We start from the raw sequence: 23,872 nt of genomic DNA on the forward strand, positions 1-23,872 counted from the left end.
GCAGCTTCGCGGTGGCCTCACCGAGCCCGAGACTCGACCCCGTGACCAGGGCACGCTTTCCGGTCAGATTCAGGTTCATGTCCTATGTCCCTCTCTTGGACTCCCCGCACCGTGCAAGCCAGGGAAGTGTGTCTCCAGAGTTAAGTATACATCGGTAGACTTATTGGCTGGGCGAGTGGTTTCTGCGCACCGAAATGCCGTGGATCTCATGGTCGGCCGGGCGGTGACAGGCCGGCCGGCGGGACGCCCGGCCGGCGGCATCGGGTGTCCGGTGCGTCAGTTCACCGAGCGAATGGTTCCGCCGTCCACGCGCAGGGTCGCGCCGCTGATGTAGTCGGCACGGGGGCTCGCGAGATAGACCACCGCATCGGCGATCTCTTCGGGACGTCCGAACCGGTTGGTGTCGTTGGGCACCCAGCTCTCCGCGGCCGCGCGCTCGATCTCCTCCCACGTCTCACCCCAGCCGTGGGCGGGAGCGATCTGCCACAGCAGGTCGCGGACCGTGTCGGTCAGGATCGCCCCGGGCGCCACCGTGTTGGAGGTGATACCGCTCCCCTTCACCTCACGTGCCAGGGACACGGCGAGGTTGTGGCGGGCTGCGAGCGAGGCGTTGTAGTGGGGCTGTGCCGACATCGGCTGGACGGCCAGGCCGCCGCCGATCTGGATGACGCGGCCCCAGCCGCTCTGCCGCATGCCCGGGACGAGACTCCGAACCATCCGCACGCCCGAGACCACATTGACCTGATACGTCTTCGCCCAGATCTCGGGCGTGGCGTCCATCCAGCCGACCTGGTCGTATGCCCCGGCGTTGTTGACCAGGATGTCGACCGTGCCGCCGGAGAGCGCCTTGGCCGCGACGGCCTCGGCTCCCTCGGCCGTGCTCAGGTCCCCGACCGCCACGTCCGCTTGGCCGCCCTCGGCGAGAATGCGGTCGGCGGTGCCCTGGGTACGCTCCTCGTCCCGGCCGTGCACGACGACGGTCACCCCCTCACGGGCGAGCGCCTCGGCGATCGACCGGCCGAGCCCCGCACTCGAACCGGTGACAAGGGCCCGCTTTCCAGCCAACTGCATATCCATGGGTGACTCCTTCTGCTATCCGGTGTTCTCTTTGAAATGCGCACCCTGCGAGACACGTTTCCAGCCGCCGCGGCGCATGTGTCGGCAGTTGTGTGACTGCCGGTGTGTGCGGCGGAGCATGGACGCCTCAGCCGTACCACCGGCCCCGGCCTCAGCGGGCGGCGCTGTGGCGCTCGACCCCGCGGACGGCTCGGTCTCGCGGTGTCGGGATACGGCCCTACGGCCCAGGTGATGGGTTTCCCGGAAGAAGCGAAGGCTGCCCCTGCGACGTCGGCGAACCGGGACCGCACAACGGAGATGTTTCCCCGCCCCTCCGCATCCCCGCTGCCGGCGGTGGCCACGGCCGGCCCTGCCGACGCCTTCAGGACGCCGTCAGCTTCCGTGCTCCGGACGGGGTGATGGCGAACAGCACGACACCCAGGCCGAGGAGCGCGATGGTGATGGTGTGCAGGCCGCCGTCCGTGGCCCGGTCACCGAAGGACAGGCTGATCAGGCTCGACGACAGCACGGCTCCCAGGTAGGTGAAGGTGCGCATGAGTCCGGCGGCGACACCCACGGCCTCGGCGGGTGCCTGCTGGTACAGCGCGGCCTGGTTTCCGATCACTCCCAGGCCCGATACGACACCGAACACCATGGTGATCAGGACCAGGACCCAGATCGGCGTGTTCGAGGTGAACAGCAGCAGCCCGGCCGGACCGACGACCGCCGCGGCGGCTGTGCAGTACAGCGCGGAGCGCACCAGGTTGCGCCGGGCGAAGGGGATGGAGACGAGGGCGGCGAACACGGACATCGGCAGGATCAGCAGACCCACGCCGATCGCGGACAGCCCCCGCGTCTCCTGCAGCCACTGGGTGAGGCCGTACAGGATGCAGTAGTTGAGCAGGAAGGTGAGGCAGACCCGCAGATAGGTGGCGCTGAGCGCCTTGTTCCTGGCGAGCATCCGCACATCGACGAACGGATCGTCCGCCCTGCGCTCCCACAGCACCAGGGCGACGAGCAGGACCACCATGAGCGCGCAGAGCGGCCACCGCGGGTGATGCAGGTCGTTGAGGAAGAACAGCAGAGACGCGATCGTGCCGGAGAAAAGCACCATTCCGGGGACGTCCAGCCGGGCCGGGGGCGCGCTCCCCGCGGTCCGCTCGGCACGGGGAGGGTCGCGGGGCACCCAGGCAAGCGTCATCAGCACCCCGATCAGGACCAGGGGCACGTTGATGAAGAAGGTGATCCGCCATCCGGCGGCCGCTGCCAGCAGGCCGCCCAGCGGCAGGCCGAGGGCCGAGGTGACCTGGGCCGCGATGGCCAGCGCACCGAGTGTGCCACCCGTTCGCGCCGATTCGCGCCCGGCGGCCCAGCGCCGCACGATCACCATCGCCGTCGGGTAGCCGGCCGAGGTACCCACACCGAGGATGACGCGGGCGGCCACCAAGGTCGGCAGGTTCATCGCGACGGTGCCCAGCGCACCGCCGATCCCCACCAGGGTCAGGCCCGCCACGAAGACGCGGCGCGGGCCGAGACGCTCGGCCAGCCGTCCCATGGTCGGCTGGCCGATCGCACTGGCCAGATAGAGGGTCGACACCAGCCAGATGGTGGACGCCGCCCCCGCGTGGAAGGTGTGCCCGATGGCGATGAGCGTCGTGGCGATGATCGAGCTGTTGATCGGGTTCAGGGACGAGCCGAGCATGAGGGGGACGGTGAACCGCCAACCCGGGCTCGCGGCCTCGGCGGCTTGCCCCGGCCGCCCTGCCGCCTTTCCGGTCCCATGACGGGCCGTCCTTGCTTTGCGTATCTCCATGACCCCAACAATACAGGCAACCTGAACAGGTTGCCTTAACATGTGATGTTTGCAGGTGTGATGTACGCCGCCATCACCCCAGGGACCTGGGGCGAGCCCGAAAGGCGCGACCACAGCTCACACCGATTGGACACCGTTCACCCACACGACTGGCCCCTACGTACGACGCCTCGACCCGCAGGGACCGGCGCCCGCCACAGTGCAGAAATCTTCAGGTAACCTGTATGGTTCTTGTGTGGAGCCGAAAGAAACCTTGTCAGCAGATCTGGCACTGGAGCTCGTGCGGTCCATGGATCGTCTGCGTAGCCGTATCCGGTCGGAGACCGGCATGCACACAGGCCCATGGAGCCGCAGCCAGCTGGCCGCCCTCTACCGCGTGGTGTCCGGACCACCCGCGACCACGAGCGACCTCGCGGCGGCCGAGTACATGAGACCTCAGTCGATGGCCCAGACCCTGGCCGTCCTCGAAAAGAACGGCCTGGTCACCCGCAGTCCGGACCCGACCGACGGCCGTCGCGTCCTTTTCTCGGCCACTCAGCGGGGCCGAGAAGAGGCGGAGCGCTGGCTCCAGGCGCGCGAAACCTGGCTCACCGAAGCCATCGACTTCACGCTCACCGACGAGGAACGGTCCGGCCTGACAGCACTCACGGGAATCCTTGAGCGCCTGGCCGACTCCGACGCAGCGTCATCGCCCCGCCGCAGCCCGAGAAGCACCCCGGGCGATGCTCGTCAACGGCCTTGAGAGCAACGCCGGTCCTCCCCGTCGACGCCGCGAACCCGAAGCAACAGGGGATACACGGCGACGACGGCCCGCACGGCCGGAGCATCGAGGAATTCGGGCTGCCCGATCACCGAGCGGTGTCGTCCGCGCCGCGCCCGGTCAGGAGAACGCACGGCGCTCGCGCTCCCGGGTTCCCCGCTCCCCGGCACATCCCTGCCGGCCGTCGCCGGAGAGATCCGCGGCCGACGGGGCCGACCTTCGACACATGACTGCGAGGACGGCGCCGGGTGAGGTCACACACCCGGTCGGCCGCACGCCACCTCAGGTGCCGGGCTCGGTGGTGGCCCGCTCGATGTCGTACAGCTCGTCGAAGCCCGCGAGATCCTGCATCCGCTCGTAAAGGGCGAAGGACTCGGCGGCAGGGCGCGCGCTCGGCAGTCCCGCCCGCTGCGCCTCGTAAGCCTCACGCAGCGCGCCGAAGGCGGCCGCCTGCCCGGTAACCGGGTCGATGACCAGCGCGTACCCCAACTCGGTCCACTCCTGCGGACTGTGGAGGTCGAACGACGTCAACAGGGCCACAGGTCCGGACAGGCGCCGCGGTGCGGCGGCCCGCTGCTCGTCGTTCTCCGGCAGCAGCATGACGGCATCGGCCCCCGCGGCGAAGTACGCCTCGCAGCGCTCGATGGCCGCGTCGAAACTCTCGTTCTGCACCGCCCCGGTGCGGGCTATCAGCAGCAGGTCCGGATCGCGACGCGCCGCCACCGCGGCACGGAGCTTGCCGAGCATGTCCTCGACCGGGACCAGGTGCTCCACATGGCGATGATGGCTGGCCCGCTTGGGTGCCACCTGGTCCTCCAGCTCAATGGCATGGACACCCGCGGCCTCCAGGTCCCACACCATGCGTGTCGCATGAACGGCGTCGCCGAAACCGACTCCGCCGTCCACCACGAGGGGGAGCGCGGAGCGTCGGCGAATCGCAGCCGCCGTCTGGGCAAGCTCCGTGACCGACAGCAGCGCCTCGGAGACTGCGAGTGACAGACCGAGGCCGCCGCCGCCGAGGTATCCGCCGTCGAACCCCATCTGCTCACACAGGCGTGCTGTGAGCGCGTCCGGGCAGTGCGGGATCATCAACGGCCCCCCGGTCTCCACACGCCTTCTGAACGCTGCGCGCCCCAAGTAGTCCATTTCTCTCTCACATTCTTTGCCTGTGTGCGGTCCGCCCCACCGACCTCGGGGGCGGCGCCGGTGAAGCGTCCGGCTGTACGGGGCCCCGCCTGCCCGGCCGGACAGCATGGCCGCCGGCAGGGCGAGTGGAGAGGCACACCCTTCCCCTCACCCTCCGACAGTGACGGCAGGACGGGCCGAGGCGGTCCGTCTCCTCGACACCCGATCCATTATGTATGCAACTGTAGACTTGTCTCCTCGATTTGACTACACTGGCCGCCGTGGAGAGTGACCTGTCTCATCGAGACCCCCTCGCGGCGGCAGCCGGCCGCCCGCGCGACACGGTGGTGATCCCCGAGGCGATCCGCAGATCCGCGATGAAGGCAGGCACCAGTCTCGGCTACTACGACGCCGACGGGCGGGCGATCGCCAGACAGGCCGACGTGAGCGCAATGACGGCCCATCGCTCTTCCGGGTCCGAGAAGAAGCTGTTCACGGAGGTGGTGGACGCCTCCGCACCATGAGCGCCGACGACCCTGCCGCCGTCATACGTATCAGCGGGCACACGCGCGCGTTACGCGTGGCACGAACACGAAGAAACGTCTTCAGGCAAGGGCAGGCACATGGGTGGACAGAAATCAAGAAGTGTGCTTAGCATCGAAGTTGGTCGGTGAAGACGATCAATCACCGGAACAGCCCGCACATGGTGACGGACCTTCGTATCCACGCGGCGGGCCACGGTACCGGATCCACTCCGCCTTTTACGACACATGTGTCTCGGCGGCATTGCAGACCTCTCGGAGTGTGAGTCTGCCGGCATCGGCAGTCGGTCCTCGCAGACGTCTGCCCAGCGAAGTGCTGCTCCGGTTGGTTACCGGCGTACCGCGGTGGATCGTCTCCTGACCTGCGAACCAACTCATGCCTGCGGCGCCCAGCGCGCCGAGCTGAGCTGTAGGCGCTGCGCGCTGAAGCCTTCCAAGAGCGCGCGTACAACCATGTGGGTACAAGGAGGAAGTCATGGCGGAACGAGGACCGTTGGACGGCCGTGTGGCGATCGTGACCGGCGCCGGCCGGGGCATCGGCAGGGGCGAGGCAATCGCGCTGGCGGCCGCTGGTGCGAAGGTCGTCGTCAACGATGTCGGTGTGAGGGCCGACGGTGCGGGAGCCGCCCAGGGACCCGCTGACGAGGTGGTCGAGTTCATCCGCTCCCAGGGTGGCGAAGCGGTGGCCAGCTACGAGTCGGTGGCGGAGTGGGACGGCGCGGCCCGGGTGGTCGCCACCGCGGTCGAGCAGTTCGGCCGACTCGACATCCTGGTGAACAACGCCGGGATCGTCCGCCAGCACAAGATCGAGGAGGTGACGGAGGAGGACTTCCAACTGACCATCGATGTCAACCTCAAGGGAACCTTCGCCATGTGCCGTAACGCGATTCCGGTACTGCGGGAGTTCGGCGGCGGACGCATCATCAACACGTGCTCGAACCAGTGGGCCGCACCGATCGGCAACCCCGAGTACGCCGCGTCCAAGGGAGGTGTCGTGAGCCTCACCTACGAGCTGGCGTGGGAACTCAACACCGACGGCATCACCGTCAACGCCATCGCGCCGTTCGCCCTGACCAGGATGACGGAGGACGCCAAGCAGCGTGACGCCGCACTCGTGGCCGCCGGTGCCATGAGCGAGCGTCGGCTGAAGGCCAAGGAACCGCGGGCCGACGCGGGCATGGTCGCGCCCATCGTCGTCTACCTGGCCTCGGACGCTGCGACCGAAGTGACGGGCTGTGTCTTCCGCGCCGGCGGCGGGAAGATCGGTCTCTACAGCCACCCCGTCGAGATGCGGACGATCTTCCGCGACGAGCAGAACGGCCCGTGGTCGTACGACGAACTCGCCGACCTGCTTCCGCGGACCGTGCTGTCCAACGGCACCAAGGCGCCCCACATCCTGTGACGCGGGCTCCGGGCTCGCTGGGCCACTCGCAGTCCGTACTCAAGTGGCCCAGCGAGCCCGGAGGCACACACCCGCAGGGGCGTAAGCCGTAGCGCCGGTGTTCTGAAGCCTTTTCCGAGCCCAAGTCCCCCAAGCCCGGCTCCCGGGGCAGCCGCCGGTCCGGCTGCGGGGTCCGCGGTGCGGCTGCCCGCGGCCGTCGCCACCCGGCGGAACGGCAGGTACTCCCGCTGGATGTTGGTGCGCGGCAGGTACCGGATCCGCCACAAGGACCTGCCGACGCCGGCGACCGTGGCTGTTTCTCCACGGTCTTCGGCGCCGGCTCGGGCAGCAACGGCCCGATCAACGGCCACGGTTCCGCCGAGCACCCTGCGCATCTGGCCCTGGCGCTTCCCGTCGCAGTGTCCCGTGGATACGCGGGCTTCGCAGCCGGGCACGGAACACCTGCGAAAAGTCGTCACCAGGGCCAACGTTGCCTGATGCGGCTCAGGTTGCAGAGCTGCGGCGGCCGCCCCGGCGGTCGGAACTACGGCCGCCGGTTCCGGCAGCGCCACCCGTGGTACCGCCGGACGCGGCCCGTCGGACCGTTCCGCGGACCACCTTGCGGGGGCCGGCGCCGGTCGCCGCACCGGCTGCGGACTGGCGGTCGGAACTGCGGCCGCCGGTGCCGACGGCATCGCCGGATCCCGCCTGACGCTCGGAGTTCCGGCCCCTCGTCATGGTGGCAGCAGTCGTCGCCGCTTTGGCGCCGCCGCCGTTTCGGCGTCGGCGGCCGGATGGTCTGCCGGGCTTGGTCCCGGTCTTCCGGTCCGGGCGGGACGCCGTCGGCGTCGCCGGCTGGGGGACCTCGATGGTGACGGCCACGCCGGACGGCTCGCGGGCGCCGGTGATGGTGGCCAGTTCCGCGTCGCCCGACATGATGCGGGCCGTCCGGGGGCGGATGCCCGCGTCCGACATGAGCCGGGTGACGTCGCGTTTCTGCTCGGGCAGGACCAGCGTGACCACGCTGCCGGAGCCACCGGCGCGGGCCGTCCGGCCGCCCCGGTGGAGGTAGTCCTTGTGGTCGGCGGGGGGATCGACGTTCACGACGAGGTCGAGGTCGTCGACGTGTATGCCGCGGGCCGCAACGTTCGTCGCGACCAAAGCGGTGACCTGGCCGTTCTTGAACTGTTCCAGGGTGCGGTTGCGCTGCGGCTGGGAGCGGCCGCCGTGCAGTGCCGCCGCGCGGACGCCGGCCGCCAGGAGCCGCTTGGCAAGCCGGTCGGCGGACCTCTTGGTGTCGAGGAAGAGAATGACCCGGCCGTCGCGGGCCGCGATGCGCGTGGTGACGGCCTTCTTGTCGGTCTCGTCCTGCACGTGGAGCACGTGGTGCTCCATGGTGGTCACCGCTCCCATGGACGGGTCCACGGAGTGCACCACGGGGTCGGTCAGGAAACGCTGCACGAGGCGGTCGATGTTGCGGTCCAGGGTGGCCGAGAAAAGCATGCGCTGACCGTCCGGGCGCACTTGCTCGATCAGCTTGGTGATCTGCGGCAGGAAACCCATGTCGGTCATCTGGTCGGCTTCGTCCAGCACCGTGATGCGTACGCGGTCGAGTACGCAGTCCCCGCGTTCCACGAGGTCGTTGAGCCTGCCGGGGCTCGCCACCAGTACCTCCGCGCCGCGTCGGAGCGCACCTGCCTGCTTGGTGATGGACAGTCCGCCGACCACGGTGGCCAGCCGGAGGTTCACCGCCGTCGCGTAGGGGGTCAGCGCGTCCGCCACCTGCTGGGCGAGTTCACGGGTGGGCACCAGCACGAGGGCGAGGGGTGCCTTGGGTTCCGCGCGCAGTCCGGCCGTGCGGGCCAGGAGCGCCAGCCCGAACGCGAGGGTCTTGCCGGAGCCGGTGCGTCCACGGCCCAGCAGGTCGCGGCCCGCGAGCGAGTTGGGCAGCGTGGCAGCCTGGATGGGAAAGGGAGCAGTCACTCCTTGCGCGGTGAGGGTCTTCAGCAGCGCCTCGGGCATGTCCAGACCGGCGAAGTCCTCGACGGGGGGAAGCGCGGGAGTCGTGCTTTCCGGCAGCCGGAACTCCCTGGGCGACGATGGGGACGATGGGGATGACGAGGCTCGCCGGTTCGGCTTCTGGGGCCTGCGGGACATGCAGTTGTCTGCCTTCCTGGAAACAGCACAAACCGGGGTCCGCACCATGACGGTACGGACCCCGGTGAGCGGATTACGCGTCCGGCGATCAGGCGGGAACGATGTTCTCCGCCTGCGGGCCCTTCTGGCCCTGCGTGACGTCGAAGGAGACCCGCTGGCCCTCCTGGAGCTCACGGAAGCCCTGGGTCGCAATGTTCGAGTAGTGGGCGAAGACGTCCGGGCCGCCGCCGTCCTGCTCGATGAAGCCGAAACCCTTTTCAGAGTTGAACCACTTCACAGTTCCCTGTGCCACGACTTTCTCCGTTCTGTAGGCAGAGGCCCCATCCGGAGATGCCGGAAAAACAAATAATGCGCCATCTGGATAAACATTCCCGTCAGGCGCACATAGGTTCATGGGTACCACAACTGCAACAAGAGAGATCTTAGCACAGCTCGGCGGCCCGCGTGCACCTCCATCTTCTGCGTCGAGCACCGAAGTTCCGCGTCGAACACGCGGGTGGGAGGCGGGGTCGAGGCAGTACGTCGTACTACGTCGTACTACATCGTTGTAGTCGTTGTACGTCGTAAGTCGTTGTACGTCGTTCAGGCCGCCGACCGGCGCGGGAACGGGTCCGAGCGGCCCCCACCCTGTCACCGGATCGGCTCACGGCACGGGACCCCACCACTACACACTGTGAGCATCCGGGGACCGTCTCCCATGGCCGGGCACCGCACGCTCCCGCGTTCGTCCGCCTCGCCACAGCCGCGCCGAGGGCCGCGCTGCCAGGTTTCGCGGCATCGACCTGGGCCGCGCCGGTTTCCGGGCAGGGGCAGGCGACGTGCAGGAACGGGACTCCGGCCGGACACTGGAGGCAGAGCAGCGGCCGCCGACGTACGAGACCAGGGTGCGAGGACCATGAATCATTCAACGTCGCACTCCTCCGACGGGGCCGAGGCCGTCCTGTCACGTTCCGTGTTCGGTGCGCCGTGCTGGGTGAGTCTGTCCAGCCGCGATCTGGACGCCACACAGGACTTCTACGGGGCCGTACTGGGCTGGCAGTGGCGCGAGGCCAGGCTCGGCAGCCGCTTCCGGACCGCGCTGGCCGACGGGGTACCGGTCGCGGGGATCGCGGGCGTGGCCGCGCTGTGGCACATGGCCGTGGCCTGGACGCCATATTTCGCGGTGGCCGACGCGGACCTGGCCGTCGCCCGTGTCCGGGAACGCGGCGGGACCGCCGCCGTGGGGCCGATCTCCTTCCCGCCCGGACGAGCGGCGCTGCTCGCGGACCGCGACGGGGCCACCTTCGGGATCTGGCAGGGCCAGCTCGTCACCGAGTGGGAGGCATGGCGGCAGGCGGCACCCACGTTCATCACCCTGCACACCCGTGACGCGTTCGACGCCGCCCTCTTCTACGGCGAGGTACTCGACTGGGCCTCGGACCTCCCCGGCTGCTGCGAGATCGACTACGCGGGAGGCAAGGTCCTGCTGCGCAGCCAGGGCGTGATCGTCGCCCGCATCGACTCCGGGGCGGTGGAGGCGCCGCCCGATCCCTCGGTCCGGCCGCACTGGCAGATCCACTTCACCGTGGACGAGGTGTCAGCACGCGCCCGGACGGCGGAGAAGCACGGCGGCAGTGTCCTCAAGGAGAGCGAGCACGAGGCCGTGCTGCGCGATCCGGACGGCGCCCAGTTCACGGTGACCTCGCGTCGGCCGCGCTGACCTCGTACGTCGGTGCCGCGGACGCGTTCTGGCACGGAATGGCCGAAGGGACCGCCGCGGCGCCGGCAGCACCGCGAGTGCGGAAGTTTGCCGCGAATCCTCCATGGATACGGCGTTGGCGACGCTTCGACCACAGGAGGAGTGTCACGGACCGCACTGGATCCATTACAGAAAGCCACTTCGCGCGAGGCTTGTGATGAGCGCGGACCGGGGCGATGTGACGACCGGTCATGTCCGTTACGTGACAGAGCCGGCGAGGCCCTTGCGGACGCGGGGAAGACCCTTGATCGACTGCTCGATCCGGCCCGGCGCTCGTGCGCTCGGCGGGTGTCTGCGGCATCCTGCTCCAGCATCCCTGCGGCCCGCACATCGACGAGCGAGCGGCGTTCGAGGCCATCGCCCCGGAGAAGGACGTCGACGGGGTCACGATGCATTCCTTTGCCGCGATGAGCTTCGCGCTGCCGGGTTTCGTGTCCTGCACACCCCGGCCGGCCCCCTACCGAACCGCCGCAGGTGCCGCGGTGCTGGTCCGGACCACCAGTGTGGTGGCCAGTTCCACGCGGGTGGCCACGGGGGTCTCCTCCTCCCGGCCCAGGTCCAGGACCAGCTTGGCCGCCGCCTCGGCCATTTCCGTCAGGGGCTGGCGGACCGTTGTCAGCGGTGGGCCCACCCAGCGGGCCACCGGCAGGTCGTCGAAGCCGACCACGCTCAGGTCCTCCGGGATGCGCAGGCCCAACTCCCGTGCGGCCTCGTACAGTCCGAGCGCCTGGAGGTCGTTGCCGGCGAAGACGGCGGTCGGCCGGTCCGGGCGGCGCAGCAGGTCCAGGCCCAGCCGGTAGCCGGCCTCGTGGTGGAAGTCGCCGGTGGCGATCAGTGCGGAGTCGACCGGCAGCCCGGCGGTCTCCAGCGCGGCCCGGTAGCCGTCGACCCGGGCCCGGCTGCACATCATCCGGGACGGCCCGCTGATCGCGCCGATGCGGGTGTGCCCCAGTTCCACCAGGTGCCGGGTGGCGGCGAGGCCGCCCTGCCAGTTGGTCGCGCCGATCGACGGCACGTCGGCGCCCGGGTCGCCCGCCGGGTCCATCACCACGAACGGGATCGAGCGGCTGGTGAGCAGCGCCCGCTGTGACTCGTCGAGCCCGGACAGCACGAGGATCACGCCGTGCGGGCGGCGCGCGGCGACCTGGTCGGCCCAGGTGCGGCCGGGGGTGAGCCGCCCCGCGGACTCGGAGAGCACGACGCTCAGGCCCGCGTCCCGGGCGACGTTCTCCACACCCCGGATGACCTCCATGGCCCAGGCGCTCTCCAGTTCGTGGAAGACCAGGTCGATCAGGGGCGAACGGGAAGCCTCGGCCCGGCGCCGGCGGTAGCCGTGGGCGCGCAGCAGGTCTTCGACCCGGGTGCGGGTCGCCGGGGCGACGTCGGTGCGGCCGTTGAGGACCTTCGAAACAGTCGGAGCCGACACCCCGGCCTCGCGAGCGATCTCGGCGAGCGTGGCCGTCTGCGTTTCTGCGGACTTTGCAGGCTTCATGCCCGCGATCGTAATCCCTGCGAAACCTCTTGACGAAGCCCTTGCCGAGCTCTACGTTCCCGGAACATTCGAAGTATCAATCGAAACATTCGGACGAGCGAGAGGTGCTGTCATGGAGTCCCAGACGTCCCACGGCGGACGTACCTTCAGCAGGCGCTGGGTGCTCGGCGCCGGTGCCACCACCCTGCTCACCGCCGGGCTCACGGCCTGCGGCTCCTCGGGCGGATCCGGCAGCGGCGGCGGCACGCTCACCGCGTTCGTGTACGGCGACGACGCGGCCAAGGTGCAGGCCGCGGCCGTCGACCGGTTCAACGCGTCGGCGGAGTCCGGGCAGACCAAGGGCAGGATCAAGCTGGAGAAGGTGCCCGGCTCCGACTATCCGGCCAAGCTGCGCACCGCGATGGGCTCGCCCAACGCCCCCGACGTGTTCTTCAACTGGGGCGGCGGCTCGATCAAGGCGTACCAGGACGCCGGCCAACTGGTCGACCTGACCGACACCGTCAAGTCCGACCCGGTCCTCAAGGACGGCTTCCTCCCCTCGGTCCTGGCGGCCGGCGGCCTGAACGGGCGCACCTACGGCATACCCATGCGCGGCATGCAGCCCGTGATCCTCTTCTACAACAAGGCGGTCTTCGCCGAGCACAAGCTCCGGCCGCCCACCACCTGGGACCAGTTGCTCGACCACAACGCCAAGCTGAAGAAGGCCGGGATCACCCCGTTCGCGCTCGGCGGCGCGGACATCTGGCCCGAGCTGATGTGGCTGGAATACCTGGTGGACCGCATCGGCGGCCCCGAGGTCTTCGAGCGCGTCAAGAACGGCGACTCGGCCGGCTGGGGCGACCCGGCCGTCCTCAAGGCCGCCGAGACCATCAGGCAGCTCATCGACGACGGGGCCTTCGGCCAGGGTTTCAGCTCGGTGGCGTACACCAACGGCGGTGCGCCCGCGGTCTTCGCCAAGGGCAAGGCGGCGATGCACCTGATGGGCTCGTGGGAGTACTCGACACAGCTCGGCAAGTTCCCGGACTTCGCCAGGAAGGACCTGGGCTGGTGCGCCTTCCCGAAGGTCGAGGACGGCGCGGGCGACCTCCGCAACGTCGTCGGCAACCCCACCAACTACTGGTCCCTGAACGCCCGTGCGTCCAACAAGGACGCCGCGATCGCATTCCTGCGCGGCTGCGCCTCGGAGACGTACGCCAGGGACCTGGTCGCCAATGGCGACATCCCCACCACGTCGAACGCGGGGAAGCTGCTGGGCGCCTCGCCGAACCCGGAGTTCGCCCGATTCCAGTACCAGATGGTGCAGCGGGCGCCGGCCTTCACGCTGAGCTGGGATCAGGCCGTGGACCCCGGCGTCTCCACTCCGATGCTCACCGAGGTGAGCAAGCTGTTCGTCGGAAAGTCCTCGCCGGCCCAGTTCGTGTCGGCGCTGAAGGGGCTCAGGTGAGTGCGAGCGCGGCCGAGGACGGCCCGCGGACCCGGGTGGGCCGGCCGCACGCCTCCTGGGCCCTGCCCGGCGTGCTGTTCTTCGCGTTCTTCGCCCTCGCCCCCATGGTGCTGGCCTGCTACCTGTCCTTCACCACCTGGAACGGCCTGGGCGACCCACGGCCGGCGGGCCTCGCCAACTGGCGCAAGCTGCTCGGCGACGACCGCCTCACCCAGTCCCTGACGGTCACCGTCTGGCTCACCCTGGCGAGCTGGGCCTTCCAGACGGTCGTCGCGGTGCTGCTGGGCGTCTGGGCGGCGGGCCGCCAGCGCAACCGCGCGGTCCTGTCGGCGGTCTTCTTCGTGCCGTTCCTGCTCTCCTCGACCGCGATCTCGCTGCTCTACTACGCCCTGCTCGACCCGAACTTCGGCATCGTCCGCAAGGACACCCTGGGCTCCACCGGCGGCGCGTTCTGGGCCATCGTGTTCGTCGGCGGCTGGCAGTTCATCCCGTTCCACACCCTGATCTACCAGGGCGGGGCGCGGCAGATCCCCGAGGTGCTCTACCAGGCCGCGGCGATCGACGGCGCCGGCCGCTACCGCCGGTTCTTCTCGATCACTCTGCCCCAGCTGCGGAATGTGGCCACGACGTCCGGCGTGCTGATGGTGGTCGGTTCGCTGACGTACTTCGAGACCGTGCTGATCCTCACCCAGGGCGGCCCCGGCACCGACACGGCGATCCTGCCGTACCTGATGTACGAGGCCGGCTTCAAGAGCTACGACTTCGGCTACGCGAGCGCCGTCGCGACGTTCCTCGTGGTGGCCGCCACCGCGCTGTCCCTGCTGCTCGTGCGGCTGTCCGGCTTCGGCACGATGCGCAGCACCCGGGAAGGGATGTGACGCCATGTCACCCGACACGCTGCCACCTCCCGTGCGGAGCGGCCGGCCACCGGCCGCGCGGCCCGCCGGACGCCGCCGCCGGCACTGGAACAGGCAGCCCTGGGACAGGCGCCCCAACCCCCTGGCCGGCCTGGGCTCCGCGATCTGGCTGGTGATCGTGGTCGTCCCGCTCTACGCGATGATCTCGGCCTCGCTCACCCGCCAGGACCAGGCACTCGGCCACAACGCCCTCAAGCCGCCCGCCCGTCCGACCCTGGACAACTACGGCACCGTCCTGCACAACGGCTTCGGCCACTTCCTGGCGAACACGGCGATCGTCGCAGCGGCGGTCGTGGCGATCGTCCTCGTGCTGTGCGTCCCGCTCGCCCACGTGGCGGTACGCACCCGGAGCCTGTGGTCGACGGCGGCCTTCCGGCTGTTCCTGCTCGGTGTGGCGATCCCGGCGCAGGCCGTCGTCGTGCCGCTCTACCTGATGATCGCGAAGCTCGGCCTGTACGACAGCCTGCTCGCGATCGTCCTGCCGACCGCGGCCTTCGCGATGCCGGTGTCGGTGCTGGTCCTCACCGGCACGCTGCGGGACATCCCGGAGGAGCTGTACGAGGCGATGGCCCTGGACGGCGCCTCGGCCGCCCGGATCCTGTTCCAACTGGTCGTCCCGCTGGCCAGGGGCGGGATCGGCACCGTGGTGATCTACTCAGCGCTCCAGGCGTGGAACGGCTTCCTCTTCCCGCTGATCTTCACCCAGTCCGACGGCCCGCGTGTGCTGACCCTCGGCCTGTTCACCTACGTGAGCCAGTTCGGCGTGAACATCCCCGCCCTGCTCGCCTCGGTCGTCCTCTCCGGCATCCCGGTCTTCGCCGTGTACCTGGTGGCCCGGCGCGCGCTGGTGGGGGGCCTGATGGGCGTGGGCGGCAAGTGATCCCGGCCGCTCCGCCGGACCGCCCCGCGGCAGCCGCGTCCCCTCTCTCCGACAGGAGTTCCATGACCACCGCTCCCTGGCAGGACACCGCCCTGGCCGCCGCCGCCCGCGTCGACGACCTGCTCTCCCGGATGACGCTGGAGGAGAAGACCGCCCAGTTGTACGGCGTGTGGGTGGGCGCCGCCACGGACGGCGACGGGGTCGCCCCGCTCCAGCGCGAGATGGCCGCCGGCCACGACTGGGACGAGCTGATCACGCTGGGCCTCGGCCAGCTGACCCGTTCCTTCGGCACGGCCCCCGTGGACCCGGACCTCGCCGCGCGGGCACTGGCCCGCGCCCAGCGCCGGATCGCCGCCGCGGGCCGCTTCGGTATCCCGGCCGTCGCTCACGAGGAGTGCCTGGCCGGCTTCACCGCCTGGGGCGCCACCGCCTACCCGGTCCCGCTCGCCTGGGGTGCGACCTTCGACCCGGCGCTCGTCGAGGAACTGGGCCTGCGCATCGGCGAGGATCTGCGCTCGGCCGGCGTCCACCAGGGCCTGGCCCCCGTCCTGGACGTGGTCCGCGATCCCCGCTGGGGGCGGGTGGAGGAGACGATCGGCGAGGACCCGTACCTGGTCGGCACGGTCGGTTCGGCGTACGTACGGGGTCTGGAGTCGGCCGGGGTCGTCGCCACGCTCAAGCACTTCGCCGGGTACGCGTCCTCGGCGGGCGCCCGGAACCTGGCGCCGGTGCGGGCGGGGGTGCGGGAGTTCGCGGACGTCACGCTGCCGCCGTTCGAGATGGCGCTGCGCGAGGGCGGCGCCCGCTCGGTGATGGCGGCGTACAACGAGACGGACGGCGTTCCGGCCGCCGCGGATCCGCGCCTGCTGACCGGGCTGCTGCGCACGGAGTGGGGGTTCACCGGCACGGTGGTCGCCGACTACTTCGGCATCGGTTTCCTGCAGACGCTGCACCGGGTGGCCGGCAGCCCGGGGGAGGCGGCCCGGGCGGCCCTGGAGGCGGGTGTCGACGTAGAGCTGCCCACCCTGAAGTGCTACGGGAAGCCGCTGGTGGCCGCCGTACGGGAAGGGCTCGTCCCGCAGGCGCTGGTGGACCGGGCGGCCCGCCGGGTGCTGCTGCAGAAGTGCGAGCTGGGCCTGCTGGACGCGGACTGGCAGCCGGAACCGAAGGGGCCGGTCGATCTGGACTCGACGGCCAACCGCGCGCTGGCCCGCCGTCTGGCGGAGGAGTCCGTGATCCTCCTCGACAACCCGGACGGCCTGCTGCCGCTGGCGCCGGACACCCGGTTGGCGGTGGTCGGGCCGCGCGCGGCGGACGCCCTGGCGATGCTGGGCTGCTACTCCTTCCCCTCCCATGTACTCCCCCACCACCCCGAGGTGCCGATGGGCATCGACATCAGCAGCGTCCTGGAGTCGCTGCGCACCGAACTCCCCGGCGCCAAGGTGACGTTCGCTGAGGGCTGCGGGGTGTCCGACGTGGACCGCAGCGGCTTCGAGGAGGCGGCGGCGCGGGCCGCGGAGGCGGACGTGTGCGTGGCGGTGCTGGGCGACCGGGCCGGGCTGTTCGGCCGGGGCACCTCGGGCGAGGGCTGCGACGCGGCCGACCTGCGTCTGCCCGGCGTCCAGGCCGATCTGCTGGACGCGCTCGTCGGGACGGGAGTCCCCGTCGTCCTGCTGCTGCTGACGGGCCGTCCGTACGCGCTGGGCCGCTGGGCGGGCCGCCTGGGCGCGGTGGTGCAGGCGTTCTTCCCCGGCGCGGAGGGCGGTCCCGCGGTGGCGGGCGTGCTGTCCGGCCGGGTCAACCCGGCCGGCCGGCTCCCGGTGAGCGTGCCGCGCTCCCCCGGCGGCCAGCCGTGGACCTATCTCCAGCCCCCGCTGGGCCTGGCGGGCGAGGTCAGCAGCCTGGACCCGACCCCGTTGTACGCCTTCGGCCACGGCCGCTCGTACACGACATTCGCGTGGGAGGACTTCAGCGGCACGGAGAGGGAGATCGGTAGGGAGACGGAGATCGGCACGGACGGCTCGTACGACCTCTCGCTGACGGTCCGCAACACGGGCGACCGCACGGGCGCGGAGGTGGTCCAGCTCTATCTGCACGACCCGGTGGCCTCGGTCACCCGCCCCGACACCCGCCTGATCGGCTACCACCGACTGGAACTGGCGCCCGGCGCGTCCCGCCGGGTCACCTTCCGCTTCCACACCGATCTCTCGGCCTTCACCGACCGCACGGGCACCCGCGTGGTCGAACCGGGCGCGCTGGAACTGCGTCTGGCCGCCTCCAGCACGGACGTACGGCACACCGCCCGTCTGACCCTCACGGGTCCGGTCCGGGCCGTCGGCCCCGACCGGCGGCTGCGGTGCGAGACACGGCAGGACGGTTGACGGTACGGCGCCCCGGGTGACGGTACGTCACTATCGGCCGACGGGCATGTCACTACTGGCCGACGGTACGTCACCATCGGCTGACGGCATGCCGTCACCGGCTGACAGCGAGAACGCCGCCGGTCACGCCGGCCACGACCGCCGGGGGCCGGGCGGACGGGCGGACCGGGCGGGCGTTCCCTGCGCGGATGTCCGGGAGCGCGTCGGCGCAGGTGCCCGCGAAAGGTGTTCCCTTGGGGCCCTTGGCGGGCATCCTCGCGCGCCGCCCCCGATATCCCGGCCTTCGGAAGTCACCGGCCTGATACTGAGAACCGCCCGCTCGGGTCTGCCCCTCCATCACTTCGCCCTGATTGGAAACACGGCCATGGCCTCGTCGAACTTCGCCACCTATCTTGAACGCAACGAGCAGTTCGCCGCCACCGACGCCAAAACCCAGGTCCCCGAGATCCCGTTCGTCCCGTTCAAGCAGGTGTACCTGATCACCTGTATCGACCCGCGAGTCGAGCCCGCGGCGATCATGGGCGTGCGGCTCGGCGAGGCGATCGTGGCCCGCAACGCCGGCGGCCGCGTCACCCCGTCCGTGATCCGCGACCTGACCTGGATCTGCCACCTGCACGAGAACAAGACACCCGACGCCGACTGGTTCGAGGTGGCGATCGTCCACCACACCGACTGCGGCACCCGGATGTTCGCCGAGGCCGAACTGCGCCGCACCTACGCCGAGCGGGGCGGCTATGACGAGGAGACCGCTGCCGCCATGGCGGTGCTCGACCCGTCCGCCACCGTGCGCACCGATGTGGAGTCGCTGCGCAGCGCACCCGAGCTGGCCGGCAGCCTGGAGAAGTTCAGGATCGGCGGCTACGCCTACGACCTGAGGACCGGCGTGGTCACCACCGTCGTCCCCCCGAGCTGACTCGGTACCGAAACCGGATCCCGCCGCGCCGCCGGTGCGGACGGTGCGGTCCGGGACTCACCGGCGGGTGCCCGATCGCCCGGCAGCGGAAGGGCACGACGGACAGCAAATCGGAGGCGGATGGCCGAAACGCTTGGTCTATACCAAACACGTCCGCCCCAGTATCCTCATCCACGGCCAGTAGCACACCATCCCCCCACCCAGGTTGCGTGCCGGCGCGGGCGACACACCCTGAACCTGCCCAAGCAGCCCGGTGGCCTCCCCCGTTCACCGCCCCCAGGAGGATCACGGTGAAAGTTCGCACCAGAAGCTCAGCGATCGTCGGCACGATCTGCCTTGTCGCTTCCCTCGCCCTGACCACAGCGTCCGCCGACGAGGCCGCCGCACCGCGTCAGGCAGCGAAGGTCGTGCTCACGGAAGTGGCCACGGCCCAGAACCCCTCCGCGGGCACCGCCGGTCCCGGTGGCACCGTCTGGTTGGCAGAACGCGCGGGCAAAGTGAGGGTCCTGGACGCCCGTGGGCTCGGCAAGCCGGTCCTCGACATATCCAGCGAGACCACCACCGACGGCGAACGCGGCCTGCTGGGCATCGCGTTCGACAAGAAGTTCGCGCACTTCTACATCTCGTTCACGAACCTCGAAGGCACCAGCACCGTGGACGAGTTCGCGGTACAGAAAGGCAAGATCCAGCCGAAGACCCGGCGCACCGTCCTCACCCAGACGCAGCCCTACTCGAACCACAACGGCGGCGACATCAAGTTCGGCCCCGACGGCTACCTCTACATCGCGCTCGGCGACGGAGGCTCGGGCGGCGACCCGCACGGCAACGGGCAGAACCTCGACACGCTGCTCGGCAAGCTCCTGCGGATCGACCCGCGCGGCGCCAAGCCGTACGCCATCCCGCCGGACAACCCGTTCGTGAACGACCCGAACGCGAAGGACGAGATCTGGGCCTACGGGCTGCGCAACCCGTGGCGGTTCTCCTTCGACTCGGGCACCGGCGACCTGCTGATCGGTGATGTCGGCCAGAGCGACTGGGAAGAGATCGACTGGGCCCCGGCGGGCAGCAAGGGCGGCGAGAACTACGGCTGGTCCCAGATGGAGGGCAACCATCCCTTCCGCGGCGGCACCGAACCCGCGAACCACGTGCCGCCGGTCCACGAGTACGACCGCACCGGCCTGGGCTGCTCGGTGACCGGCGGATACGTCTACCGGGGCCGGGCGATCCCGGACCTCAAGGGCCAGTACCTGTTCAGCGACTACTGCGACGGCACCCTCCGTTCCCTGCAGATCGAGAACGGCAAGGTGACCGGAGTGAACGATCTCGGAGTCAACGGCGGCGAAGTCGTCTCGTTCGTGCAGGGCGGCAACGGCGAGCTGTACATGCTCGACCTCGGTGGCAGCGTCTCCCGTATCGACCCGGCGTGACGACTCGGGAAGAAGCTGCCGGGAGCAGCGAGTACCGCCCAGGTCGGCTGGATCACCACCGGATCTCCGGCCCGGACCTCCGGCCCGCCTGAGGTAGCCACACAGCGGAGGCGTCCGCGGCCCGTCGGCCGGTCGTCAGGCCGTCCGTGCCGGGTCACGGCCGCCTCCGCTCCAGCGTGCGAAGCCCGGCCGCCCCGGCCCGAGGACCTGGACGTCCCTCGGGTGCAGGACCCGCAGTCCGGCCATCTCGCCGGGCGACACCCGAGCCGGTCTCGCGCACTCGGGACCGTATGCGGGCCGGGGCTCGCCGGGCTCTGCCCGCAATCAACGCAACCGCAACCGCTGCCGCTGCCGCTGCCGCTGCCGCCTGTAACCACTACCGGGACGGCTACCGCTGCCGCTACCGCTAGCTCGATCGCAACCACGCCCACAGCCACAACCACGTCAAGATCCCCGCAGAGTCGATCCAAACGGCGGGAGGAGTCCGGGCGGTGCTCGGCCCGGCTTTGCCCCGTCGTCATCTGCTGATCGCCTCCGGCTCACCCAGGCGGGCCAAAGTTGGCTAGACAACTTCAGCGGAGGAGAGACTCATGACCACGTCACGCCCCGGGGCCGGAGATCCGGCCTCCTCGCTCGCGGTCCGGGTCGCGGCGCTGCCCGCCGTCTGGCTGCGCGACAACTGCCCGTGCGCGGAGTGCCGGGATCCGCGGTCCGGCCAGAAGCTGTTCCAGATCACGGACCTCCCGTCCGGGCTCGCCGTGGGCGGGGTCGTGGAGTCCGTCGCGGTGGCGGAGCCGGGCAAGGAGGCGGAGGTGGTGGCCGAGGTCGGCTGGGAGCCCGACGGCCACCGCTCGGTGTATGCCGCAGGCTGGCTGCACGCCCACCGCCCGGCCGTCCCGCCCGCGGCCGGTGACCGCCGTACGGAGGCGGGCAAGGAGCTGTGGCGGGCCAAGGACCTGGCGGGACGGCTGCCGGAGGCCGACTGGGCCGACTACCTCGGCGATCCCGTTGAGCGGGCGCGGGTGCTGGAGGCGGTGCAGCGCCTCGGCTTCGCGCTGCTGCGCGAGGTGCCGCGGCGGGAGGGCCAGGTGCTCGACGTCGCCCGCAGTTTCGGATTCGTCCGGGAGACCAACTACGGGCAGCTGTTCGACGTCAGGGTCGTGCCCGACCCCAACAACCTCGCCTTCACCTCCGCCCGGATCACCCCGCACACCGACAACCCGTACCGCGACCCGGTGCCGACCCTGCAGCTGCTGCACTGCCTGCAGAACTCCGCGGAGGGCGGGGACTCCGGGCTGGTCGACGGCTTCGCCGCCGCTTCGCTGCTTCGCTCGTCGGACCCGGAGGCGTTCGAGCTGCTGACGCGGACGCCGGTGCCGTTCGTCTTTTGCGACGACCGTACCGAGTTGCGCGCGGACCGCCCGCTGATCGACGTGGACCCACTGGGCCGGATCCGCGAGGTGCGGTTCAACAACCGGTCGATCGGCACGCTGCGGCTGCCCGCACCGGACCTGGAGGCGTTCTACGCCGCCTACCGCCGCTTCGCCGAGCTGCTGCTGCGGCCCGGTCTCCAGTTGGACCTGCGGCTGGCTCCCGGTGACTGCCTGGTCTTCGACAACACGCGCCTGCTGCATGCCCGTACCGCCTTCGGCAGCAGCGGCGCCCGGCATCTGCAGGGCGCCTACGCCGACCTGGACGGACTCGCGAGCACCCTGGCCGTGCTGCGCAGGTCCGACTCGCTGGACGCCCTCGCGGAGTTGTTCCACGGGCCGGGAACGGCGGAGTACCTGGGCGAGGAGGTCACCGTCGCCGGGCACATGTTGCAGGCCGGCGCGCTGGCCGAGGCCGCGGGCGCTCCCCCGCACCTGGTGGCCGCCGCGCTGCTGCACGACGTGGGTCACTTCCACGGGCCGGTGACCGGTACGGAGCTGATGGAGGGCACCGACAACCGGCACAGCCACACCGGCGCGGACCTGCTCGCCCGTTGGTTCGGCCCGGACGTCACCGAGCCGGTGCGGCTGCACGTGGCCGCCAAGCGCTACCTCTGCGCGGTCGAGCCCGGCTACCGGGCGGCCCTGTCCCCCGCCTCCGAGTACACCCTGCAGGTCCAGGGCGGCCCGATGGACGAGGCCGAGGCCGCCGCCTTCGCCGCGCTTCCCCACGCCGCTGACGCCGTAGCCGTGCGCCGCCTGGACGAGCAGGCGAAGGATCCCCTGATTCCGGCACCGGACTTCGCCCACTTCATGCCGCTGCTCACCTCGCTGATGCGGGGTTAGCCCGGACCGGGGTACCGGGTTGCCGGCTACCCCGGCCCTCTTTCTTGCCCCGGCCGGAATCGCGGTCTGCGACAACAGGGCAGTACTCACGCGCCGCGACCACACCAAGCGGTCCGTTGAACTCATACGTGCCGAGATCAACGGCACCACCTGGGCAGCAATCAGCCGCCGTCTGTGATCACGGCTCATATGAACCGAACAGGCGGACAAGCCGTAGTGGTGGTGAACTTCCCGTGTCACGCGTCAGGGCATTCAGCGAGAGGTTGCAGAGCGCCCACCGGACAGACGGACGACTCGTCCGAGTTCCGAAACCCCTCGCCGGCCATCCACGTAACATCTCGTCGGCCATCCGCCATCCGAGCTGAGCCTGACTTTTGTCGTCGCAGGTCGAATCGATAATCGACCTTGATCGCACGTGGGTATGACTACGTACAGCGGACGGCCTTCGTCTGATCCCCTGCTCCGTCACAGCGGCACAGGTGCTCCGTCACAGCGGCACAGGTGCTCCGTCACACAGGCACGGGATCAGCCGAGGCCGTAGGGGTGAGTCCCTGCATCACCGTGTTGCGCTGGAGCCGTTCGGGTTGCCGTCACACGTCGGTGTCACAGGTCCTGCGCGAGACGCCGACGGAACCGTGGTGTCAGTGGCATGTCGGTGACATGTCCGGGGCTGTCGGTTGGATGCCGGTGAGGGCTGGCACCTTTCGAGAGGTCCCCCCGGGTGCCCATCCCGACGTGGGGCTCCGCCCTCTCCCTCACTCGAACGCAAGGAACGCTCATGACGATCACTGTCCGACCCGGAAGCACCGTGATGTTCACCGGTGACTCGATCACCGACTGCCAACGCCTCGCGAGCGAAGACGGCCTGGGGTTCGGTTACCCGCTGCGCGTCGCGGGCGAGTGGGGACTCAGGCACCCGGACCGCCCCGTGACCTGGCTGAACACCGGAATCGGCGGCCACAAGGTGATGGACCTCGAAGCCCGCTGGCAGACGGACGTACTCGACGCGCGGCCGGACGTGGTGTCGATCCTCGTCGGGGTCAACGACATGGGCTGGCACACGCTGGACCCGAAGGGGTACGTGATCCCCGTGGCGGAGTTCGAAGCGGGTTATGACCGCCTGCTCGCTCCCCTCGCGGAGGCGGACACGGAGTTGATCCTCATCGAACCGTTCCTCCTCCCGATCCACGGCGTCGTCGAGGCCGGTGCCGGATACGCACTCATCGGAGAGAAAGAGCGAAAGCAATGGCGCACCGACCTGGACCCGAAGATCCAGGCCGTGCGCAAGCTCGCCCGCAAGTACGGCGCGCGGCTGCTCGCCGCCGACGAAATGTTCGCCGAACTCACCGCGACAACCGGGCCGGAGTACTGGGCAGCGGACGGTGTACACCCGACGCCGGCCGGTCACGCCGCACTCGCGGCGGCCTGGCTGCGCCTGGTCGCGTGACCGGGTCCCGCGCTCCGCGACGCTGATGATCGCGAGGAGCTTCGCCGGCCGGACCGCACCGGTGAACCGCGGGAAGCTGGGTCGGACGAGCCGGCTGACGGCTCCGCGTCCCTGCGGACAGTG

18 protein-coding genes and 1 pseudogene are annotated in these 23,872 nt (G+C 70.2%); 13 read left to right on the forward strand and 6 right to left on the reverse strand.

Features of this window, described 5'->3' with window-relative positions:
- Positions 1-276 precede the first annotated feature (276 nt).
- Positions 277-1,077 carry an SDR family NAD(P)-dependent oxidoreductase gene (locus ACFYPJ_RS37215; protein ID WP_389026258.1) on the reverse strand — a complete coding sequence of 267 codons (801 nt, stop codon included), beginning with the start codon at positions 1,075-1,077 and terminating at the stop codon, positions 277-279.
- 361 nt (positions 1,078-1,438) lie between these two features.
- A complete protein-coding gene (locus ACFYPJ_RS37220) occupies positions 1,439-2,758 on the reverse strand; it encodes an MFS transporter (RefSeq protein WP_389026260.1) in 1,320 nt (439 codons plus the stop codon).
- Between the two features lie 346 nt (positions 2,759-3,104).
- Here ACFYPJ_RS37220 and ACFYPJ_RS37225 point away from each other — a divergent pair, with 346 nt between their 5' ends.
- Complete coding sequence (locus tag ACFYPJ_RS37225) at positions 3,105-3,611, forward strand: MarR family winged helix-turn-helix transcriptional regulator (RefSeq protein WP_389026262.1); 507 nt, start codon at positions 3,105-3,107, stop codon at positions 3,609-3,611.
- Positions 3,612-3,911: 300 nt separating this feature from the next.
- Here the strand turns inward: ACFYPJ_RS37225 and ACFYPJ_RS37230 are convergent, their stop codons facing one another.
- Entirely contained in the window at positions 3,912-4,739 is an 828-nt protein-coding gene (locus ACFYPJ_RS37230; RefSeq protein ID WP_389026264.1) for an oxaloacetate decarboxylase, read from the reverse strand.
- A 296-nt stretch (positions 4,740-5,035) separates the two neighbouring features.
- Here ACFYPJ_RS37230 and ACFYPJ_RS37235 point away from each other — a divergent pair, with 296 nt between their 5' ends.
- On the forward strand, positions 5,036-5,278 hold the full coding sequence (locus ACFYPJ_RS37235; RefSeq protein ID WP_389026266.1) for a hypothetical protein: 243 nt from the start codon (positions 5,036-5,038) through the stop codon (positions 5,276-5,278).
- Positions 5,279-5,771: 493 nt separating this feature from the next.
- Positions 5,772-6,698, forward strand: a complete 927-nt coding sequence (locus ACFYPJ_RS37240; protein WP_389026268.1) for an SDR family NAD(P)-dependent oxidoreductase — start codon at positions 5,772-5,774, stop codon at positions 6,696-6,698.
- Positions 6,699-7,181: 483 nt separating this feature from the next.
- Here ACFYPJ_RS37240 and ACFYPJ_RS37245 read toward each other — a convergent pair whose 3' ends face one another.
- Together ACFYPJ_RS37245 and ACFYPJ_RS37250 are read right to left on the reverse strand one after the other, a co-directional pair.
- The gene (locus ACFYPJ_RS37245) at positions 7,182-8,834 is read right to left on the reverse strand and encodes a DEAD/DEAH box helicase (protein ID WP_389026270.1); all 1,653 of its coding nucleotides are present in this window, start codon (positions 8,832-8,834) and stop codon (positions 7,182-7,184) included.
- A gap of 88 nt (positions 8,835-8,922) precedes the next feature.
- Positions 8,923-9,126, reverse strand: coding sequence for a cold-shock protein (locus ACFYPJ_RS37250; RefSeq protein WP_007502648.1), 204 nt, complete (start codon positions 9,124-9,126; stop codon positions 8,923-8,925).
- Positions 9,127-9,729: 603 nt separating this feature from the next.
- Here ACFYPJ_RS37250 and ACFYPJ_RS37255 point away from each other — a divergent pair.
- Together ACFYPJ_RS37255 and ACFYPJ_RS37260 are read left to right on the forward strand one after the other, a co-directional pair.
- On the forward strand, positions 9,730-10,533 hold the full coding sequence (locus ACFYPJ_RS37255; RefSeq protein WP_389026272.1) for a VOC family protein: 804 nt from the start codon (positions 9,730-9,732) through the stop codon (positions 10,531-10,533).
- Positions 10,534-10,862: 329 nt separating this feature from the next.
- Positions 10,863-11,018: pseudogene (locus ACFYPJ_RS37260) on the forward strand (tetrahydrofolate dehydrogenase/cyclohydrolase catalytic domain-containing protein); the annotation flags it as partial.
- 11 nt (positions 11,019-11,029) lie between these two features.
- Here the strand turns inward: ACFYPJ_RS37260 and ACFYPJ_RS37265 are convergent.
- On the reverse strand, positions 11,030-12,064 hold the full coding sequence (locus ACFYPJ_RS37265) for a LacI family DNA-binding transcriptional regulator (RefSeq protein WP_389026274.1): 1,035 nt from the start codon (positions 12,062-12,064) through the stop codon (positions 11,030-11,032).
- A gap of 112 nt (positions 12,065-12,176) precedes the next feature.
- Here ACFYPJ_RS37265 and ACFYPJ_RS37270 point away from each other — a divergent pair, with 112 nt between their 5' ends.
- The 8 genes from ACFYPJ_RS37270 (at position 12,177) to ACFYPJ_RS37305 (ending at position 23,749) form a co-directional block, all read left to right on the forward strand.
- Positions 12,177-13,508, forward strand: a complete 1,332-nt coding sequence (locus ACFYPJ_RS37270; RefSeq protein ID WP_389026276.1) for an ABC transporter substrate-binding protein — start codon at positions 12,177-12,179, stop codon at positions 13,506-13,508.
- A 62-nt stretch (positions 13,509-13,570) separates the two neighbouring features.
- Positions 13,571-14,386, forward strand: a complete 816-nt coding sequence (locus tag ACFYPJ_RS37275; protein WP_389026316.1) for a carbohydrate ABC transporter permease — start codon at positions 13,571-13,573, stop codon at positions 14,384-14,386.
- A 4-nt stretch (positions 14,387-14,390) separates the two neighbouring features.
- The gene (locus tag ACFYPJ_RS37280; protein WP_389026278.1) at positions 14,391-15,305 is read left to right on the forward strand and encodes a carbohydrate ABC transporter permease; all 915 of its coding nucleotides are present in this window, start codon (positions 14,391-14,393) and stop codon (positions 15,303-15,305) included.
- 62 nt (positions 15,306-15,367) lie between these two features.
- A complete protein-coding gene (locus ACFYPJ_RS37285; RefSeq protein WP_389026280.1) occupies positions 15,368-17,686 on the forward strand; it encodes a glycoside hydrolase family 3 N-terminal domain-containing protein in 2,319 nt (772 codons plus the stop codon).
- Positions 17,687-18,050: 364 nt separating this feature from the next.
- On the forward strand, positions 18,051-18,599 hold the full coding sequence (locus ACFYPJ_RS37290) for a carbonic anhydrase (protein WP_389026282.1): 549 nt from the start codon (positions 18,051-18,053) through the stop codon (positions 18,597-18,599).
- A gap of 290 nt (positions 18,600-18,889) precedes the next feature.
- Positions 18,890-20,026: a PQQ-dependent sugar dehydrogenase gene (locus tag ACFYPJ_RS37295; RefSeq protein ID WP_389026284.1), complete on the forward strand. Its 1,137-nt coding sequence runs from the start codon at positions 18,890-18,892 to the stop codon at positions 20,024-20,026.
- A gap of 590 nt (positions 20,027-20,616) precedes the next feature.
- Entirely contained in the window at positions 20,617-22,302 is a 1,686-nt protein-coding gene (locus tag ACFYPJ_RS37300) for a TauD/TfdA family dioxygenase (protein WP_389026286.1), read from the forward strand.
- Positions 22,303-23,080: 778 nt separating this feature from the next.
- Positions 23,081-23,749, forward strand: coding sequence for an SGNH/GDSL hydrolase family protein (locus ACFYPJ_RS37305; RefSeq protein WP_389026288.1), 669 nt, complete (start codon positions 23,081-23,083; stop codon positions 23,747-23,749).
- The last annotated feature ends 123 nt before the right edge of the window (positions 23,750-23,872 follow it).

The organism is Streptomyces sp. NPDC006012, from assembly GCF_042871185.1.
In the GTDB taxonomy this organism is placed as follows: domain Bacteria; phylum Actinomycetota; class Actinomycetes; order Streptomycetales; family Streptomycetaceae; genus Streptomyces.